Genomic DNA, 18464 nt, shown 5'->3' with positions numbered 1-18464 from the left:
CTTTTGCTAACCACGGCATTTTAGATCTCCCATTTTTGCCGTAAAGTTTATCAATTTTCGTTACCTATGTCCCCGCACATTCGTTACCTATGTCTCCGGTCTGTACACGAAGGCAGGAATGACAAAAAAAGGACACAGGAATGACAAGAAAGAGCCGGAATAACAAAAAGGGGAGCGATGGATTTTTGAATGAAATGGTGCCCAGGAACGGAATCGAACCGCCGACACAGGGATTTTCAGTCCCTTGCTCTACCGACTGAGCTACCTGGGCTTCGCTACAGATATAAGAATCAATGTAACTTGTCTTGTCATTTTATAAGGCAAAAATCCCTCTCTGTCTAGTCAAAATATTCATTTTTGTCGTTTTTTTTCACATTTCAAAAATATTCCATTTATTATCAGATAGATATGAAGATAAGTGATTTAAGGTTGTTTGATTGCGTGAAACCATGATATATTTTTTATCCGAAAGGGTGGTCTTGCAATGTTACTCGATCCAGTAATTCTCTCACGCATACAATTCGCTTTTACAATTGGCTTTCATATCTTTTTCCCGACCCTCACGATTGGGCTGTCGCTCTATCTTGTCTATATGGAATGGAAATGGCTGCGTACACAAAGCCTTGTCTATCTGCAACAATATAAATTCTGGATTCAGGTTTTTGCCCTCGCCTTTGGGATTGGCGTTGTCAGCGGCGTTGTTATGGCCTATCAGTTCGGAACAAATTTCTCATCTTTTATTGTCAAAACAGGGAATGTGATTGGCCCTCTCCTGAGTTTTGAAGTTCTATCCGCTTTCTTCTTAGAAGCTGGTTTTTTAGGCATTATGCTTTTTGGCTGGAACAAGGTTGGCCCTAAGCTTCACTTCTTTGCAACGCTCATGGTATCTGTTGGCACGCTCATTTCTGCTTTCTGGATTCTCTCTGCAAACAGCTGGATGCAAACCCCTCAAGGTCACACAATTGATGAAAATGGTATTTTCTTTGCTGAAAATTGGCTGCAAATCATTTTCAACCCTTCTTTCTCATATCGTTATTTTCATATGATTCTAGCCTCTATTATCACAGCCTCATTTGTGATGGCTGGCATTGCTGGCTTTTATCTTTTGAAAAATATACATCCTCGTTTTTCTCGCAACAGCCTCTCTATGATCTTATGGGTTGTGCTGATCGCCGTTCCTGTACAGATCTTTCTTGGTGATGCTCATGGCCTGAATACAAAAGAACATCAACCCATGAAAATTGCAGCGATCGAAGCCATATGGGAAACAGAAATGGGAGCAGACCTTGTTTTATTTGGCATCCCAGATCAACAGAACAAAAAAACTGATTATAAAATCTCAATCGAGAAAGGCGCCAGCCTCTTACTCACTCATGAACTTGATGGCGAAGTTGAAGGACTCAATATGATCCCTCAAAAAGACTGGCCACCTGTGGCTCCTGTTTTTTTCAGCTTCCGCATTATGGTGGGCATTGGGGTTATCTTTTTAGTCATGGCTCTCTGGGGCACATGGCTTAGGATCAGAGGTCGCCTCTTTGAAAATAAATTCTACCATTTCTTGCTCGTCTGTGTTTCACCCCTTGGCTTTGTTGCAACAATTGCAGGATGGTGTGTTACTGAAATGGGGCGTCAACCCTATGTTGTTTACGGACTTGTTAGAACAGCTGACAGCATCTCACCTGTCTCAGGTGAAAAAGTCTTGATTTCTTTATCTCTCTTCATCATTGTCTATACAGCCCTGTTTATTGCCTTTTTGATCTACATGTTCAAAACAATTGGCAAAGGACCTGATTTAATGGAAGATACGCAATTCCAATATCCCAAAACATCTTTTGGCCATATTATCAAAGGATAAAAGGAACCTGACCATGTTTGACACAATTGCCCCACACTTACCTTTAATCCTTGCGCTGATCATCGCAACGGCTGTTACTTTCTATGTCCTTCTCGATGGATTTGATTTGGGTATTGGCATTCTTTTTCTCTTTGCACCAAGCGAAGCAGACCGCAGACGCATGATCAATACAATTGCGCCTATATGGGATGGAAATGAAACATGGCTTGTCCTTGGCGGCGGAGGGCTTCTCGCTGCCTTTCCTGTTGCCTATTCTGTTTTATTGCCTGCTTTTTATATGCCCATTATGATCATGCTTTTAGCTCTTGTCTTCAGAGGCGTTGCCTTTGAATTCCACGCAAAAGCCACAAAACACAAGTACATATGGAATCTGTCTTTCTCAATTGGATCCATTGTTGCCACCTTTTCACAAGGGGTTGTGCTTGGGGCTTTTATTGAAGGCGTGAAAATCTCAGGCGATCATTATGCAACCTTTCAATATGCTGGAGATCATTTCGACTGGCTAAGTCCTTTTACGCTTTTCTGCGGCATGACCCTCATTTGCGGTTATGCCCTGCTTGGATCTTGCTGGCTTGTGAAAAAAACGGAAGGCCCCCTCCAAAAATGGGCAGGCTCAATGGGACGATTGCTGCTCTTTGTTGTGAGTATTTTTATTGGAGGCGTGAGCATTCTCACACCGATACAAGAACCTGAAATTTACAGACGCTGGTTTGAGGCAAATCATTTTGTAATGCTACTCCCTGTTCCGATCATTACATTTTACTGTATCTGTCGTTGCTGGATCTCTCTTGGAAACTCGATGATTGGAAAAGGGAAAGACTATGCTCCTTACCTTTACACATCAGCAATCTTTATCCTCTCCTTCTTTGGACTTGGCATTAGCTTCTGGCCCTATCTTGTGCCTTACCAAATTACCATTTGGCAAGCAGCGGCTGCGCCTAATAGTCAATTCTTTATCTTGATTGGCGTTGTACTCATTCTACCTGTTATCTTACTTTATACAGGGTTTGTCTATAAGGTCTTCTGGGGCAAAACCACTGATGACATGCATCATTATTAGACAATACAATGACAGATATAAAACAAAAACGATCTCGCATTCTATGGTTTATTGGCATTTATTGCCTCTCATTCATCATTGTCACTTCCGTTTGTTATGCCTTACGGTATCTTGTCATGCTTTCTGTTACACCATCCTAAGGACTTCAAATGACTCCCTTTTCAATTGCTTGTAAATCATATCCCCTTAAATCTGCTTTTACCATTTCACGCGGCAGCAAACTTTCAGCCGATGTTATCGAGATAAGCCTTTCTATCAACCTTACGCCTACCATCACCAGACTCTTTAAAGGAGAGGGCCTTCCTTACCCGCGTTACGGAGAGAGCCAAAATTCCATGATGGATCTTTTCACAAGCCTTCAAAAAAAAGGATTAACGGATTCTCTTTCTCGAGTTGATCTCTTAAAACTGCTTCCACCGTCGTCACTCAGAAATGCCCTTGATTTCGTCTTATGGCAAAGGGATGCATTCCTTGAAAAACAATCTGTATCTTCATATCTTGGGATTACAGCTCCAAAAGCCATTCCGATCTGCGCAACAATTACCATCGACACACCCGAACGCATGGCAAAAGAAGCGCTCAAACACAAAGGGGCAACACTCTTTAAAATTAAATTAGAAAGAGAAGGCGTCTTTGATACAATCATGGCGATTGCTGAAAAAGTACCAAGCACTCCCCTTCTCCTTGATGCCAATGAGGCTTGGGATATTGCTTTTTTGAATGAAGTTGTTGATTTTGTGACTGAAAAGAATCTGAAAATCGAAATGATTGAACAGCCCTTACCTGCAGGGCAAGACGAGCATCTAAAAGATTACAAAGGGGGCATTTCTCTGCTCGCTGATGAATCCTGTCATGATACATCACGCCTTGACTCTGTTCTGCCCTATTACGATGTCTTCAACATTAAATTGGATAAAACAGGTGGCCTCACTGAAGCTTTCTCGGTCTATGATTACCTTAAAAAGCATAATAAAAAGATTATGGTCGGATGCATGGTGTCATCAAGCCTATCGATTCTGCCTGCCTATTTTTTAGCACAACAGGCTGATTATGCTGATTTAGATGGAGCCGCTTTTCTACAAAATGATCCGTACGATTACGTGGTTTATGAAAATGGTTCACTTTTTTTAAACAAAATGATAAAAGACCATTGACAGAGTTCAGTGCTGCTTATATGATACCTTTATCTTAGATGATGTTGAGCCCGCTTAGGATTGCCGCTCTTCCCATAAAAATCATCTTGTGTCGCGGGGTGGAGCAGCCCGGTAGCTCGTCAGGCTCATAACCTGAAGGTCGTAGGTTCAAATCCTGCCCCCGCACCCAATTTTCTCCTACAAATCAGATTCACATAAAACGCACAGAGCTTTATTGCTTGTGGGTGTTATCAACTTATACTAGCCTGTCATGCTGAATTTATTTCAGCATCTCTTTATCATTACAAATAGATCCTGAAACAAGTTCAGGATGACCCGAACCCCGCCTCTCAATAAAAAATTATTGATAAACAATAAAAAATGATTGACTCACGATTTTCTTCTTGATAAAGTGACCCTACAGACAAAACACGAGGAAAAAATGTCAAAAATTCAAAAAATAAGTTCATATATCATCTTTATCTTAACGGCACTTCTGATTTGGTTTCCACTCTTTTGGGTTCTAGGGAGCTACTTTATTGATGCACCGTTCACACAAGCTCTTTTAAACAATTCGATGCAACCATCAGTTGTCCATACTGCTTTAGGTGATTACCATCTTACAAGCATGACATGGACGCCACTTGCAAAATCAATTCTATTCATGAGCTATGTCGCCGGAAATATCCCATTCTATATAGGACTGATTCTTTTAAGATCAATTTTTGTGAATTATCGTTCTGGACATGTTTTCACAATAGCGAATGCAAAACTCTACAAGTATCTAGGAAGCTTATTTTTTATCGATGCATTCATCTCAACACCAATCAGTGGCGCACTCTCAGTTCTGTCCGTTACCATCCATAACCCACCTGGTGAGCGCCTCATTTCAATTGGCTTTAGCACAACAAACCTTGAAACACTTTTCTGCGGAATCATGATTATTATCATCTCTTGGGTGATGCTTGAAGCAAGTAAACTTGAAGAAGACCAACGCTTAGTTGTATAGGAGAGATTATGGGAATCATTGTAAATCTTGATGTGATGCTCGCAAAACGGAAAATGAAATTGCAAGACTTGGCTGATCTCATTGGTATCACTGTTCAGAACCTCTCCGTTCTCAAAACAGGCAAAGCCAAGGCAATCCGCTTTTCAACGCTCGAGACTATTTGCAAGCACCTTGAGTGCCAACCGGGTGATATTCTCGAGTTTAAAGAGTAACTACAGAAATCCTCATCTAATACCGTCATTCAGAGCCACCTCCTCAAGAGGTGGCGCCTGTTCCGCGGAAGCTTTAGCGTAGGAGAATGGAATCTCATCAATCCAAAAACTTAACGCAATTCCTTTTGATAAATCCCAGAGACTCCACGGGCTCTCTTGGAGAGCCCTCTGAGTGACAAGTAGTTTTGAACTGTACTCAATTTAACTTTGGGGCGGTGTTTTGACTAGTAGTTTCGGTCGACGCGCCAGAATAATCGCAACGCCGCCCATTGTGACGAGAGAGCCTAGAAGCATTTGTGAAGTTGGCTTTTCATTGAGCAAGAAGACACTAAAGACAACACCGTAGATGGGGATGAGCAATGTAAATGGGATCGTCCGGCTAATATCGTACTTCCTTAAAATTTGATACCAAAGGCTATAGGCAAGAATCGTTGAAACAATTGCCATATAGAAAATCGCAAAATATCCTTTTAGGCTTGCGCTTTGTAAGGACTCTAACTGATTTTGTTCTAAGAAATAGCTTAAAATCAACAATTGAGGCACAGAGAAAAGAGCTACCCATCCATTTAAAGACAGAATCGGCAGATCTTTCATTGACTTTAACTGCACATTTGAAATCGCCCAAAAACAAGCAGAAATAAGAATAAGACCTACAGAGAAAAAGTTCCCTGCGAATCTTGGTTCTTTGGCAATAATCGCAATACCTCCGATGCCCAAAATAACACCGATATATCGCGGCCAATGCATGCGATCTTTAAAAATCACAGCTGCTAAAATCGCTGAAATTGGAACCTGAAATTGCAAAATCACTGAAGCTGTCGAACTATCAACTTCTTTGAGCCCTGTAAAGAGACAGGCAAAGTGAACGGTTGCAAAGGTAATTGAAATCAAGAAGATTCCCTTTAATTTCCCTTTTGGCAAATGAACAAAGGGCACTAAAATAATTGCAACAAGGGCAAAACGAAGAGCCATCAAAAACAAGGGAGGTATTTCGCCAATAGCCATCTTCGCAATTGGGAAGTTCAATCCCCAAATGCCCATGATTAATAGTGATATTAGCAAGTCCCTGACAGACATTTTTAACTCCTAGGCCATATGTATACTAAAGAAACACATATAAAATATATGCAGGTATTATATAGCATTTTTAAAAAATCTCAATGACCATTTGCATGACATTTAAATTTGATGAATCGTCATATATGGACGGTGTACACGCTCGTCATGGTGAGAAGCGACTTGTCGCGACGCGACCATCCAGAAATCTTTCAACCAGCGTCTTTCGTTGATCACTCAGGACTGGATCCTCGCGGCCCGTCTCGCGGGCCTCAGGATGACGAATGAACCACCCATCATCAACAGATGAAACCTTTACATAGAAGTGACGACACTAATTGACACCATAAACAAGAGCACCATTTAAATCCTCTTCAGAAAAAATAACCTTCAACTGCTATTTTTTCTGAAATATTAAGAATTATGGTATAATTTGTTTGTAGATCAATCTTTACATCGGAGGTTACCATGGCAGTCGATAACGTATCAAACCAACCACCCCTCTTATCCCCTCTTAGCTCGGCTTCTCAAACAGAAAATACTGCTATGACTTTAGGAAATCTTTCTGGTATGGGAGAACTCAAGATAATTACCATGATTACCGTTGCTGTCTCAAAAGTCATAAATACGGCATGCTCAGGCCCTTTCCAACAGCTCATAAATAACAACCAACATCAGCAATATTTGGATCAAGCCTGGGAAGCTGCGATCAATGCTGCAGTCAATTCGGCTACTGACGCTGCGAATTCAAGTGCTTCTGCTTCAGGGGACAGCACACCAGATGATAGTTCTATCACGGTAACTCTACCATCAAGTGTGACACTTGCAGATGGTACTACATCAACATTACAAGAATATCTTGCTGAAAGACCTGATTTAGCATCGACTCTTTATGGCACCCAGGTAGAATTTGCTGAAAACGCAGTTAGCACATTATCGGGAAACACTATTGGCTCAAGTGATTATATAAATAATTTAACGTACATTACAAATTTGATATCACAGTATGGTGATATAAGTCAGCTCCCTAAACCTGCGCCACCACTACCTAGCATGTCTAAATACCCAAGCAATGCACCTCTTCCTCAAATTTATGTTGATTATGCAAATAAGCTTGCAGCCTTCTTCACAAGTCAGAACATTACAACCAATCAAAACTTTTTATTTCCAAAAGGTTCTCAAACCACAGCTGACAAAGCCAAAAGTCTTTCTACTGCTATCAGCGCCTCAGGAACAAATTTCATGACAGCTGTGCAGCAGCTAATCAATACTTTGAATAATCTCATTTCAGCTTTGGCGACATTCTGTGCTGCCATGGCAAAATGCCAACAAGCCGTTCTGAGCGCACCAGGATCAGGATCATCATAAACTTACACCGGAGGTTACCATGTCAGTTAACGGCGTATCAAACCAACCACCAGCACAACTCAGTCCAGCAGCTCCGACAGGAGATGTTGCTCTCACCGGAGCAAATTTTGCTGGCTTGACCGAACTGTGGTTAGTCACCATGATTACCGTCTCAGTCTCAAAAGTCATCAATGATGCTTGCTCAGGTCCTTTTGGCAATCTCATCAGCACTATTCAACATCAGCAATATATGGATCAAGCCTGGGAAGCTGCGATCAATTCTGCAGTCACCGCTGCTGGATCAGATGCTGATGAATCAACGTCAGTCACACTCCCTATAAGCGTAACACTTGCAGATGGGACCACCTCATACCTGGCAGATTATCTTGCAGAGCGTCCTAATTTAGCCTCCTCTTTTCAAATAGATAACGCTGATGCAACAATTCGACCACAAGACTTACTCGCTGGGATGAAGACTCTTACTCAATCGAACCTTACTGTTAGCGATTATTACCAATGGGTTTCAGGCATTCAATGGCAAATAAATACTTATGGGGATCCCAGCACTTTACCTCCAGAACCAACCTCTCCTGCATTACCTTCCGATCCAAATGCACCTTTACCGCCTAATTATCTTAGTTATGCGAATACAATTGGAGCATTAGGCATAAGTCAACTCTCAAAAAATCCACAATTTTTGTATCAAGACACATACACAATTACCGTTGGCGAGTCAAAATCTACTATTGCTGACATCAATACTTCAGCCACAAATTACATGACAACCCTACAGCAGCTTACAAACACCTTGAATAATATGATTTCAGCTCTTGCGACATTCTGTACAGCCATAGCCAAATGTCAACAAGCTGTCTCGAAAACACCTTGGTCTTAAAAACCTGCTTGCTATTTAAACTTATCCGGAGTAACCTCCTCAAAAGTTAGATTTATCCGGAATAAGATCCGGATAAGATCAAAATTGAGAGCATATCACATCATTATAAGCAGCAGCGAAAAACCCTCTTGATCAATTGCGGGAACTTGTTAGAATGAGGCTATAAAAATAATTCTAGCTCAGGAGCTCTCAATTGGTCATAAAAAAAATAGTTCTTTTTACTTCCTTCATCTTTTTCACAAGCACACTCTCATCACCCACCATTGCTGAAGAACTCTCAGCCGAATCCTACAGAGCTTGGCTTGTTGATTTCAAAAAAGAACTTAAGGATAACGGCATCCGTCCTGATGTGATCCAAGCTGTTTTCCCAAAATTAACCTATGATGACAAGGTTGTGGCCAAGGATCGCAACCAACCTGAGTTCAAACTCACTTTTAATGACTATACCAAACGCGTCATTACTGAAAAGAAAATCACCAAGGCTCGTGAATTTTACCACGCGAACAAAAAGCTGATCGATCAAATTGCCCACGACTACAGTATTCCGCCCAAATATCTTCTTGCTCTTTGGGGCATGGAATCTCATTGTGGTGAGATTATGGGTACTTATTACGTCCCTTCTTCCCTCTCAAACCTTGCGTACGAAGGCAGACGCCGTGAGTTCTTTAAAGCAGAGCTGATGAAGATCTTCCATCTTCTCAATGAAAATAAAATCAGCCCTGAGCCACTCAAAGGATCATGGGCAGGCGCTATGGGGCAAGTTCAATTCATGCCATCAAGTCTTGTGAACTTTGGCGTTGATTATGACAAAGATGGTAAGATTGACATCTGGAATTCCAAAGCCGATATTTTTGCTTCAGCCGCCAATTATCTTCAAAAATCTGGCTGGGATGAAACTCAAAAATGGGGACGTGAGGTCAGAATTGACCATGCAAAAGACTATGGCAAAGGCAATTGCGATTTGAAAAAACCACTCAAAGAATGGAGAGATAACAAAATCACAGGCATGAATAACAGCCCTCTTCCTGCTCTTGACGTTGAGGCCTGCCTTATCATTCCAGATCAAACATCTGGCAGAGCCTTTCTTGTTTACCCTAATTTCCATGTCATCATGAAGTGGAACAAGTCTTATTTCTTCGCTCTTGGAACGGGGCTCTTGGCAGACAAAATCATTCCGTGATTTTTTCTTGCATTCACCCTATAAAAAAGTGATATAATGTCATTATAACGATAAAAAACGCGATAAAATAATAACAAGAACACAAACAGGACGGCAAGCGTGACTCAAACAATTCAGTTTAAACTTTCAGACAAAATCAAAGCCCGTAGCGCTAGACGTTTGAAGCTTTTAACTGCCTGCAGCATTATCCTTGTTCTCGGCGCTTGTGCCGAGGTTGATCTTGCTTCACATGTTGTTAAGTCATCTATGCCAAAGCAGCAGGAAGGCATGTACAAAGTCGGCAACCCCTACAAAATTGAATCACGGACCTATACACCAAAAGAAGACTTCAGCTATCAAGAAGAAGGTGTTGCTTCTTGGTATGGCCCTGGCTTTCATGGCAAACGCACAGCAAATGGCGAAGTCTTTGATCAGCATGACATAACCGCTGCTCACAGGACGCTTCAGTTACCTTGTATTGCACGTGTCACAAACCTTGACAATGGACGACAAATCGAAGTTCGTATTAATGATCGTGGGCCTTTCAAAAAAGATCGTATCATCGATCTCTCTAAAAAATCCGCTCAGCTTTTGGGTGTTCATTTGAACGGAACAGCCCGCGTTCGCGTTGAGGTTGTTAAAGATAAAAGTATGCAAATCGCAGAATCTGCCAAAAAAGGTATTATTGAGAACCCAATTCAATATGCTGAAGCAGAACAAGTTAAACCTGCTGAAGCTATCCAAACCAAATCTCAGCCTATTCAAACAGCGAGTGCTGATCCAGTAGCACGTCAAGTTGCCTCAACTTCACAAACAACTACTTCTTCAGTATCGGCCGCGGCCCCAAGCGGCATTTACATTCATGCGGGCTCTTTCCAACAGATGGATAACGCTCAGAAAGTAACGCAGCTCTATAAAGACTTTGGAAAAGTTAACATTGAAACAGTGACGGTGAATCAAAAGAATTTCCACCGCGTGTTGATTGGTCCGTTTGAAAACCAGGACCGTGCACAAATGGTTTTAAGCTCCATTGAAAGCGCCGGTGGCGAAGCGAAACTGGTTTCCTTAGAGTAATTGCCAATGAGTCATGCTGAATTATGATCGCATCTAAAGATCCTGAAGCGGGTTCCAATACTATTCACTTTAACTTTCCTTGTAACCCCACGCTCCCCTTTTTTGTCAGGTATGAAAGTAGTTATAAGTTTGTTATGACGTTATGAGGTCTAATTGACTTATGATAAGACAGCAGAGAGTCCATCAGCCTACACCATCCGTCATCGCGAGCCGAACAACGTGAGGCGTGGCGATCTCCTCTTTCAATACCCATGAGATTGCCACGTCAGCCTTCGGCTTCCTCGCAATGACGCTTTTTCTTGTATTATCATAGGCGCCATATGACGATTAAAAGTTAAAATACAGAGGCCTTTTAAAGCCGTTGTCCGTAGTCTTCTGTTGAATCCTCAGTTGCAACGTAGGCTGGTTCTTCTGCCGGAAGCCTAATTTCTTTAGACTTTTTCTCTTTACCCTGGGATGCCTTCTTTGATTGCTCACAAACCACTTCAAACCAAAATTCACTCCCATTTTCATATTCCGGATTATAGCCAATCTGCCCACCCATCAATTCACAGAGCTCTTTAGAAATAGACAGACCTAAACCTGTACTGCCCATTGTCTCATTGCCGATCCCATTCTGATATGAAAAATGATCAAATAAGTTTTGCGCCAATTTAGGATCAATACCGACACCTGTATCTCGCACGATACATTTCAAAAGAACACTAGAATCATCTCTGGCCTCAGCTATCACAATTAAATCGATTGCCCCTTGAGCCGTAAATTTAATCGCATTACTCAGTAAGTTATCTAACACTTGCTTAATACGTATAGGGTCACCAGAAAGAGATACGAGAGAATCATCTGCAATTTTCACAGTTAATTTCAATTTTTTCTCTTGGGCTTTTGGCCGTTTCGCTGTAACTATTTTTTGAATCAACTCATCAAGCTTAAAATCTTCAATCTGAAGCTTTAGCAACTTAGCCTCTAATTTTGTATGATCAATGGCATCATTCATCACATTCAAAAGTGTCGCAATAGATTCACTGGCAATCGCAACATATTTCTTTTGCTCACTATTAAGAGATGTACTCTTCATTAATTCAAACATAGCATTGATATTTGTAAGAGGTGTGCTGATCTCGTGATTGACATTTTTCAAGAAATTAGCTTTTGATAACTTTGTTGATTCCAAAGACTCTTCTGCTGTCTTTAAATCATCGCCTAACTGTACAACCTGTTTTTTAAGAGACCGGCATTCAGCATCACTTTCACTCAACTGACAGCTGAGTTGATTTAAAGACCATTCTTTCTCCTCTAATCTTTTAGAAACCATTTTATAGTCTGTGATTTCAAGACCAACACCCCGAAACAATGCAACATCACCCTGCTCATTTAAAACAGGCAATCCCGAAATTTTTTGCCATATAACGAGGCCATTTCGATGAACCGTTGGAACCTCAATATCCTTAAAAGATCTTTTCCCTTGTGAAGATTCTCGTAATATTTTCTTTAAATTGTCACGCCCTTCTGCTTGTATAAATTCATAAATGGATTTACCTAATAAAAAGTCAATCTTACGCCCATAGGTATCTTCTGCACGCGACGTTAAGAAACGAAACAAACCTTCCGGCGTTATTTCCCATATATATTCACCTGCAGCATCTGTCACATCGTGGAATCTTTCCTCACTATAATGCAATGCTTGTTGAGATGATTGAATTTTTTGATAGTAAGCATGTATAGCAACTGATGATGATTCAAGTGAACGTGCTAATTGATCAAACTCATCATTCGTTGTGATATCAATGAAATCCACTGATCCATTCGATGCCATTCTATTTGTTGCTTCAATTAATTTTTGTATCGGACCAATAATGATTTCTTTGGTTAAGTAATAAATAAGACCAATATTCACGCCCACGATCAAAACCAAAATCACTGTAGAGTGAATTTTCAATTCATGATCTATCTTTATTTGCGCGCGAAAAAAATAAAATGCGCCCCCTAAAAGAGTATCCAATACGATCAGCAATAGCAAAATAGCGATGATCTTTGTATCTAACCTCATCAACCAATATCCCTTCTGCTAAAGAATGCCCCTCAGAACAAGAGGAACATAGAGTGAACGTTACTGACAGAAAAACCCACAATGCAGGCTTATTCATAAGCATCTCATATGTTAGTATAAGAGGTAAAGTCTTTTCATTTTATTAATTTATGCTCTTTGTGCCCTGAGAGCTATTTTAAATACTGAAAAACAGTGCTTGCATTCTTCTTCAGCCATGATTTTGCATAAGAGGCATGGCTTGTGAGTTCATCAACAAGATCCCAAAAATCTTTTTGATGATGGAAATACTTCAGATGTGCAACTTCATGAGCAACAATATAGTCAATCACTTCATCTGGCATAAAAACAAGCCGCCAAGAGAAATTCAAATTGCCAACGTATGAGCAACTCCCCCAACGAGACTTTGTATCTTTAAATTGAATTTCCTTATACGCGCGATCAATTTGTTTCACCTTTTGATCCACAAGCTCTTGTACCTTCACACGAATCTGAGACTTTAAAAACACCTTTAACTTTGATGGAATTGCCTCAGCCATGCCATAGACGTAAATACAATTTTCAATCATTTTTGTCTGATGACGGCCAGAATCATGAATAATTTGATACATCTGACCAAAAATCGGAATTTCGGTCAAAGAACCTTCAGTCTTTAGACCTTGCTTATCTCTTTCTTGAGCAATGATTTGATCGACCCAAGGCTGGTGCGATGCTAAAAATTCTTTTGCTTTTTTTTCAGACACATAAAAGGGCTTTGTTAAAACAATTGATTGATTGTGATGTTGCACTCTCAAAGTGATTTTGCGAGATCTAGGATGTGTTTTAATTTTCAGCAAATAGGTCATGGGATAAAATGATTGAAATAAATTAAGGTTTTAAACGACTAACAACCATTGAATAATATATCCAACTTCCATGCATAGCAATTAAAATCAATGTCGCAGCCAAGGTAAAACGATAATCCTGATGAAAGACAATGACAAAACTATAATAAAAGATGGTAATCAAAAACTGAGCAACAGTTGTAAGGCCAATCAAAAGACCTGTAGATCTTTGAGCATAACTGATCGCAACAGTCAAAGAAGTCGCATAAGACATACCCATACTATAAGCCCAAATTAACAAAGGGAAAGCAAAAGCAAAATGGCTAAAATATGATTTGGCCATAATATTGATAAACAAAAAAGAGGCCAAAACAATCAACAAATTCCCAGCACGAATCAAAACATCCGGAGAAAATTTCTGATGACAGTATGATGTAATCATACTACTCACAGAAAAAAAGAAGCAAATAAAACCTGAAACCAAAATATACTCTTCATAAATATATTTATTTTCTGAAAGAATATATGGACTGATCATAAAAAAACATAAAATGCCACTGAGCGGGAAAGACATCATAAACATATAACTGAAAATCATTGGATTACTCAAAATAGATTTAATCAAAGGAAAAAATGATTTGTGTATATCAATGACCTCTTTCATCGGCACAACAAAATTTGTATGTGGTTCAAAATACACCTTATTGATATTATCTTTTAAATACAAGCTCATAAATAAAAACAAAAGCACCGTTACACTTGCAAAAGCAAGAAATGTTGGATGGTAATATTCCATGAAAAGATCAGCTTTAGCCACAAAAATCGTTATATAGACAACGATTGATAAGAGAGCCAGCTTCTTTGCGAAAAGCGACAAAAAAGCATCTTTTGGATAAAAAAAGGCCAAACGCCTTATATAAAAAGGCAAGAAACTGGAAATGCTCAGAATAATTAAAAACATACCAAACAGGTACACATGGATAGATAACTCCAAGAAGAGAACCATCAGCCCCGTAAACAAACAGGGAAACGAGGCACCCAACGTGAAAACATCATCATACAAATCAAGAATTCTGCCCCAAATTAAAGAACCAACCGCTAAAACCCCTGTAAAAAAAAGATATGAAAAATCTGAATAAACACTAGGCGCTTGATACAAAAAGAGTTGTGCTTCAAAATGACTAAACAAAAACGACAAGACAATTGAGCCAAACAAAAAGATAAGCTCTGGCAGGAGCCTATTCACTCTTGCCCTCACATCGGCCGAAAAAAAATCTGTTCTTTTTAGTTGAAGTTGTGCTTGGATATTCATATGATATTTTTACCTAACTATGAACTGTCAATCTTCTTACTTAAAGTGATTCGGTTCGCAATTCAAGTTTTCATTTCAAAGGCTATGTTACTATATGATCCGCACTCTTAAATTTTTCTTTACACTCATCTCTTTTTTTATGACATGTTTTTGCATTCCTGCAAAAGCTGAAGTCTCTCTGCTGGAAGATAATATCTTTATTCAAGAGATTCGGAATCAAAACATCAAAGCGGTTAAAACAAGCTTACTCAGAGGCACTTCGCCAAATATGAAATCTTCCTCTGGCCAACCAGCCCTTCTTGTTGCAGCTTCTATTGGCAATGCTGAGCTCATTCAGGTACTCCTTGAAAACAGAGCCAGTTTAAGTGCAAGGGATAGAGATGGAAATACAGCTCTTTCTCTAGTTGCTTCTCATAAAAACACAAATGCACTTATCGCGCTTCTTGCCTTTAAGCCAAAAATCAATCTACCCAATAAAGACGGTCTGACGCCACTCATGCTTGCTGCAGAAAAAGGGCTTTTGGCAAACGTTAAACTCTTAATTGAAAACGGGGCAGTACCTGACAGAACGGATTATGCTGGAAAAACAGCAGCAATGCTCGCAACTGAAAACAATTACCCAGGCATCGCTCAGTATCTAAGTAACTTATCAAAAGCACCTGCCCTTGCAGAATAACCATATTGCAGGATGAATATGCTCCACACATGCTTAAAGGCTCTAAACTGTCTTGGAAAATATAAAATGACCATCGCTCTCATTTTGATCATAGGGACCACATGTTTTTTTATTTTTCTCCCTTACTGGCAAGGATATAAGGCTATTCAGTTTTTAACATCACAAAATGAGGAGCAATTAAGGTTCACTCCCTCTCTCCTTTCTCAAATCAAAGAAACACCTTATAATGCAACATTGAAAAAACCACTCAATGGCTATAGGGTTCTTCTCACAAACAGGCCTTATTACTGGCCTGAATTTTACGCACTCTACCGAATCGGCAAAACCATTGAAAGCATGGGTGGTGAATATGTCATTATTGATAGCGCTGATAAGCACAAAGAGGCTGTGAAAATGATCGATCCTGACTTTATTCTTGCGATCCGATCAAGCATTAAACCATCAAAAGACTACATCAATTTTCTATTCATCCATTCTTTTATCAGCCAATATGTTGACGAAAATAATCAATTCAATGCAAAAGAATATGGTCATTTTTTAAATTATGATGGATTTATTACCATGTTCAACACTTTAGGACCAATTGAACATTATTTTGAGCAGAATCATAAATCTTTCCAGTCAATAAAAGCCTATTTCTCAGTCCAAAAGACTGATTTCAGTTCCAATCCAAAAAACAAGCTCTGCTATTGGGGAAGTTCATTAAAGGACACAACCCGTTTCAGTGATCGATACCTTGATTTATATTCCGCCTTAGACAAACAGGATTATTTTATTCTTTATGGCCCTGAACGAACATGGGGCGATAAAAATTTTAAATCCTATAAAGGCGCCCTCCCTTTTGAGAATGATGCACTTGTTTCAGCCATCAAAAACGCTGGTATTGCTCTTTTGCTACATGGTCAAGATCATTTGAAAAGCGGCACACCAACAGCTCGGATCTTTGAAGCAGCCGCAGCTTCTGCTTTAATGATCTCAGATAATCATCCCTTCCTCAGAGAACATTTTGGAGATACTGTCTTATATATTGATGAAAATGCTGATGCCGATGACATGTTCAAACAGATCGATGCTCATGTCAAGTGGGCACTTGCTCACCCAGATGAAGCCATAACAAAAGCAAAAGCTTCTCATAAAATTTTTGTCGATAAATTCGCTTTAGAGCATGAAGTCTCAAAAATTATTAATTTCTATGAAGAAACGAAAAAAAGAAAGTCGAATGAAAAGCAGCATTAAAAAGACCGTTTCAATTTAGGCACCCAAAGCATCTCCGCCTCATGCTGACAATTTTCATAGCGGCTCAACACAAAAAGAAGATCTGACAATCGATTCAGATACTGTAAGATAAAGTCATGCTGGCAATTCTCTGCTAAGCACAGAGCAACAAGCTCTCGCTCTGCCTTACGCACTAATGTTCTGGCCACATGTAGATGAGCGGCAAAAAATGTTCCTCCGGGCAGCACAAAAGATTTTAAAGGCGGTAAATCTTGATTATAAAAGTCAATTAAAGATTCAATTTTCTGAATGTCAGACTCATCAAAGGCACTGATATGATGCTTGGCTGCATTTTTTTGAGGATCCATACATAGTTCTGCGCCTACATCAAATAGTTGATTTTGAATTGTGATCAGATGACCATTCATATCACCATCTTCACAATAGAGCAAAGCCAAACCTAAAGCTGCATTTGCTTCATCAACAGCCCCATAAGTCCCAACGCGCAGATCCGATTTAAAAACACGCTCTCCAGAACCTAAGGAAGTTTTCCCTTGATCACCACCCCTTGTGTAGATCTTACTTAAAGTCACCATGGCCGTTCACCCTTAGTGTTTATTAGAAAGAAACATCAGTAACAAAAAAAGAGCAATTGCAACCCCTTGAAGGACAACTCTCCATCTCATCAACTGATTGCTTCGAGCTGATTGTTCTTTTGAATCCCCTCGTAACATATTAATAAGGCCGAGCACAAGAGTAGCAAAAACGGCAACAAGGGCAAAGACTAAGACTATCGCGACAACACTATTCATATTTTCACTCTATCATTCATTATCAAAAAAAATCTACAGGGATGTTGGCAAGACTTTTGGAAGCCTCTTCCATTTGAATAAAATAAGTATCAGCCTCTGATAAAAACCGATCCCCATAATAAGCTGCAAAAGAAAGCGTTTCTGCTTGAAACATATTATTTGAGTCATCTTTAGCAGCCAAAGCTTGCTTTAAATGTATATAAGAGCCAAGTGAAACACCCCATAATTTTAAATATGGCATTGCCATGGCTGATGCAATATCAACATTCTCTGCAGCTGATGAACAAACATGACCAACAGCCTTCTTCAAAATAGAAATTCCTCTTTCAAACCTTTGTGAGGCCTCAGAAAGCTGAGGCTCTGCTTTAAGTTGATACGCAAAATTCGACATATCATCAATAAAAGAGTAAGCAACGGCTCCTTTATCACGTGCCGTCTTTCTAAAAGCAAAGTCAGCAGCTTGAATGCCACTTGTGCCTTCATATATCTCAGTCACGCGGACATCCAGAAGATACTGCGCTGCACCAGTTTCTTGAATCACACCCATACCACCATGAATTTGAATACCAAGATCAGACACGCGAGAGCCTGTTTCTGTTCCAACCACCTTCACAATAGGCGTTAAAAACTGCACATAAGCATCAGCTTTTTGTCGCTCTGCTTCATCTGGTGCATGGAAGCTCTTATCCATATAGTGACCTGCCAAATATAGAATACCACGGCTTGCATCGATCATTGTTTTCATCTCAGCAAGCATCCGGCGTACATCAATATGATC

18 protein-coding genes and 2 tRNA genes are annotated in these 18464 nt (G+C 39.9%); 12 read left to right on the top strand and 8 right to left on the bottom strand.

Going from position 1 to position 18464, the window contains the following annotated elements; all coding sequences use genetic code 11:
• Window positions 1–195: 195 nt before the first annotated feature.
• Window positions 196–271 (bottom strand) — tRNA-Phe (locus KBF71_06885).
• A gap of 213 nt (window positions 272–484) precedes the next feature.
• Here KBF71_06885 and KBF71_06880 point away from each other — a divergent pair.
• The 6 genes from KBF71_06880 to KBF71_06855 all read left to right on the top strand — a co-directional run bounded on the left by KBF71_06880 (window position 485) and on the right by KBF71_06855 (window position 5269).
• Window positions 485–1855, top strand: coding sequence for a cytochrome ubiquinol oxidase subunit I (locus KBF71_06880; GenBank protein ID MBP9878037.1), 1371 nt, complete (start codon window positions 485–487; stop codon window positions 1853–1855).
• A 25-nt stretch (window positions 1856–1880) separates the two neighbouring features.
• A complete protein-coding gene (cydB, locus tag KBF71_06875; GenBank protein ID MBP9878036.1) occupies window positions 1881–2915 on the top strand; it encodes a cytochrome d ubiquinol oxidase subunit II in 1035 nt (344 codons plus the stop codon).
• Between the two features lie 149 nt (window positions 2916–3064).
• Window positions 3065–4069 carry a dipeptide epimerase gene (locus KBF71_06870; protein MBP9878035.1) on the top strand — a complete coding sequence of 335 codons (1005 nt, stop codon included), beginning with the start codon at window positions 3065–3067 and terminating at the stop codon, window positions 4067–4069.
• A gap of 92 nt (window positions 4070–4161) precedes the next feature.
• Window positions 4162–4238 (top strand) — tRNA-Met (locus KBF71_06865).
• Window positions 4239–4490: 252 nt separating this feature from the next.
• Window positions 4491–5057: a DUF2975 domain-containing protein gene (locus KBF71_06860; protein MBP9878034.1), complete on the top strand. Its 567-nt coding sequence runs from the start codon at window positions 4491–4493 to the stop codon at window positions 5055–5057.
• An 8-nt stretch (window positions 5058–5065) separates the two neighbouring features.
• Window positions 5066–5269 (top strand): helix-turn-helix transcriptional regulator, encoded by a 204-nt coding sequence (locus KBF71_06855; GenBank protein MBP9878033.1) that lies wholly within the window; start codon window positions 5066–5068, stop codon window positions 5267–5269.
• A 201-nt stretch (window positions 5270–5470) separates the two neighbouring features.
• On the opposite strand, the gene KBF71_06850 is transcribed toward KBF71_06855, so the two are convergent.
• Window positions 5471–6346 carry an EamA family transporter gene (locus KBF71_06850; GenBank protein ID MBP9878032.1) on the bottom strand — a complete coding sequence of 292 codons (876 nt, stop codon included), beginning with the start codon at window positions 6344–6346 and terminating at the stop codon, window positions 5471–5473.
• Between the two features lie 447 nt (window positions 6347–6793).
• On the opposite strand from KBF71_06850, the gene KBF71_06845 reads away from it, so the two are divergent.
• The 4 genes from KBF71_06845 (at window position 6794) to KBF71_06830 (ending at window position 10800) form a co-directional block, all read left to right on the top strand.
• Window positions 6794–7693 (top strand): hypothetical protein, encoded by a 900-nt coding sequence (locus KBF71_06845; protein MBP9878031.1) that lies wholly within the window; start codon window positions 6794–6796, stop codon window positions 7691–7693.
• A gap of 19 nt (window positions 7694–7712) precedes the next feature.
• Complete coding sequence (locus tag KBF71_06840) at window positions 7713–8567, top strand: hypothetical protein (GenBank protein MBP9878030.1); 855 nt, start codon at window positions 7713–7715, stop codon at window positions 8565–8567.
• A gap of 193 nt (window positions 8568–8760) precedes the next feature.
• Window positions 8761–9747: a lytic murein transglycosylase gene (locus KBF71_06835; GenBank protein MBP9878029.1), complete on the top strand. Its 987-nt coding sequence runs from the start codon at window positions 8761–8763 to the stop codon at window positions 9745–9747.
• 99 nt (window positions 9748–9846) lie between these two features.
• Window positions 9847–10800, top strand: coding sequence for a septal ring lytic transglycosylase RlpA family protein (locus KBF71_06830; GenBank protein ID MBP9878028.1), 954 nt, complete (start codon window positions 9847–9849; stop codon window positions 10798–10800).
• A 352-nt stretch (window positions 10801–11152) separates the two neighbouring features.
• Here KBF71_06830 and KBF71_06825 read toward each other — a convergent pair whose 3' ends face one another.
• The 3 genes from KBF71_06825 to KBF71_06815 form a co-directional block, all read right to left on the bottom strand.
• Window positions 11153–12850 carry a PAS domain S-box protein gene (locus tag KBF71_06825; protein MBP9878027.1) on the bottom strand — a complete coding sequence of 566 codons (1698 nt, stop codon included), beginning with the start codon at window positions 12848–12850 and terminating at the stop codon, window positions 11153–11155.
• A gap of 170 nt (window positions 12851–13020) precedes the next feature.
• Complete coding sequence (locus KBF71_06820) at window positions 13021–13692, bottom strand: M48 family metallopeptidase (protein ID MBP9878026.1); 672 nt, start codon at window positions 13690–13692, stop codon at window positions 13021–13023.
• Window positions 13693–13714: 22 nt separating this feature from the next.
• The gene (locus KBF71_06815) at window positions 13715–14983 is read right to left on the bottom strand and encodes a hypothetical protein (protein ID MBP9878025.1); all 1269 of its coding nucleotides are present in this window, start codon (window positions 14981–14983) and stop codon (window positions 13715–13717) included.
• Between the two features lie 94 nt (window positions 14984–15077).
• Here KBF71_06815 and KBF71_06810 point away from each other — a divergent pair, with 94 nt between their 5' ends.
• Window positions 15078–15659: an ankyrin repeat domain-containing protein gene (locus tag KBF71_06810; protein ID MBP9878024.1), complete on the top strand. Its 582-nt coding sequence runs from the start codon at window positions 15078–15080 to the stop codon at window positions 15657–15659.
• 66 nt (window positions 15660–15725) lie between these two features.
• Window positions 15726–16895: a glycosyltransferase family 1 protein gene (locus tag KBF71_06805; GenBank protein MBP9878023.1), complete on the top strand. Its 1170-nt coding sequence runs from the start codon at window positions 15726–15728 to the stop codon at window positions 16893–16895.
• Here KBF71_06805 and KBF71_06800 read toward each other — a convergent pair.
• The 3 genes from KBF71_06800 to KBF71_06790 all read right to left on the bottom strand — a co-directional run.
• Window positions 16892–17470 (bottom strand): cob(I)yrinic acid a,c-diamide adenosyltransferase, encoded by a 579-nt coding sequence (locus KBF71_06800; GenBank protein MBP9878022.1) that lies wholly within the window; start codon window positions 17468–17470, stop codon window positions 16892–16894. The two genes, KBF71_06805 and KBF71_06800, sit on opposite strands and share 4 nt — an antisense overlap.
• A gap of 12 nt (window positions 17471–17482) precedes the next feature.
• The gene (locus KBF71_06795; GenBank protein MBP9878021.1) at window positions 17483–17686 is read right to left on the bottom strand and encodes a twin transmembrane helix small protein; all 204 of its coding nucleotides are present in this window, start codon (window positions 17684–17686) and stop codon (window positions 17483–17485) included.
• A gap of 22 nt (window positions 17687–17708) precedes the next feature.
• On the bottom strand, window positions 17709–18464 hold a 756-nt coding region (locus KBF71_06790; protein ID MBP9878020.1), incomplete at its 5' end, for an acyl-CoA dehydrogenase C-terminal domain-containing protein.

Source organism: Alphaproteobacteria bacterium (assembly GCA_018063245.1).
Lineage (GTDB): Bacteria > Pseudomonadota > Alphaproteobacteria > JAGPBS01 > JAGPBS01 > JAGPBS01.
This window is presented reverse-complemented; position numbering and strand designations above follow the sequence as displayed.

Excerpts from the sequence above, each read along its gene's own strand:
- KBF71_06845 (MBP9878031.1), top strand. The coding sequence starts at position 6,794 with ATGGCAGTCGATAACGTATCAAACCAACCACCCCTCTTATCCCCTCTT.
- KBF71_06805 (MBP9878023.1), top strand. The coding sequence starts at position 15,726 with ATGACCATCGCTCTCATTTTGATCATAGGGACCACATGTTTTTTTATT.
- KBF71_06820 (MBP9878026.1), bottom strand. The coding sequence starts at position 13,692 with ATGACCTATTTGCTGAAAATTAAAACACATCCTAGATCTCGCAAAATC.
- KBF71_06840 (MBP9878030.1), top strand. The coding sequence starts at position 7,713 with ATGTCAGTTAACGGCGTATCAAACCAACCACCAGCACAACTCAGTCCA.
- KBF71_06795 (MBP9878021.1), bottom strand. The coding sequence starts at position 17,686 with ATGAATAGTGTTGTCGCGATAGTCTTAGTCTTTGCCCTTGTTGCCGTT.
- KBF71_06870 (MBP9878035.1), top strand. The coding sequence starts at position 3,065 with ATGACTCCCTTTTCAATTGCTTGTAAATCATATCCCCTTAAATCTGCT.
- KBF71_06880 (MBP9878037.1), top strand. The coding sequence starts at position 485 with ATGTTACTCGATCCAGTAATTCTCTCACGCATACAATTCGCTTTTACA.
- KBF71_06825 (MBP9878027.1), bottom strand. The coding sequence starts at position 12,850 with ATGAGGTTAGATACAAAGATCATCGCTATTTTGCTATTGCTGATCGTA.
- KBF71_06850 (MBP9878032.1), bottom strand. The coding sequence starts at position 6,346 with ATGTCTGTCAGGGACTTGCTAATATCACTATTAATCATGGGCATTTGG.
- KBF71_06815 (MBP9878025.1), bottom strand. The coding sequence starts at position 14,983 with ATGAATATCCAAGCACAACTTCAACTAAAAAGAACAGATTTTTTTTCG.
- KBF71_06855 (MBP9878033.1), top strand. The coding sequence starts at position 5,066 with ATGGGAATCATTGTAAATCTTGATGTGATGCTCGCAAAACGGAAAATG.
- KBF71_06810 (MBP9878024.1), top strand. The coding sequence starts at position 15,078 with ATGATCCGCACTCTTAAATTTTTCTTTACACTCATCTCTTTTTTTATG.
- KBF71_06800 (MBP9878022.1), bottom strand. The coding sequence starts at position 17,470 with ATGGTGACTTTAAGTAAGATCTACACAAGGGGTGGTGATCAAGGGAAA.
- KBF71_06860 (MBP9878034.1), top strand. The coding sequence starts at position 4,491 with ATGTCAAAAATTCAAAAAATAAGTTCATATATCATCTTTATCTTAACG.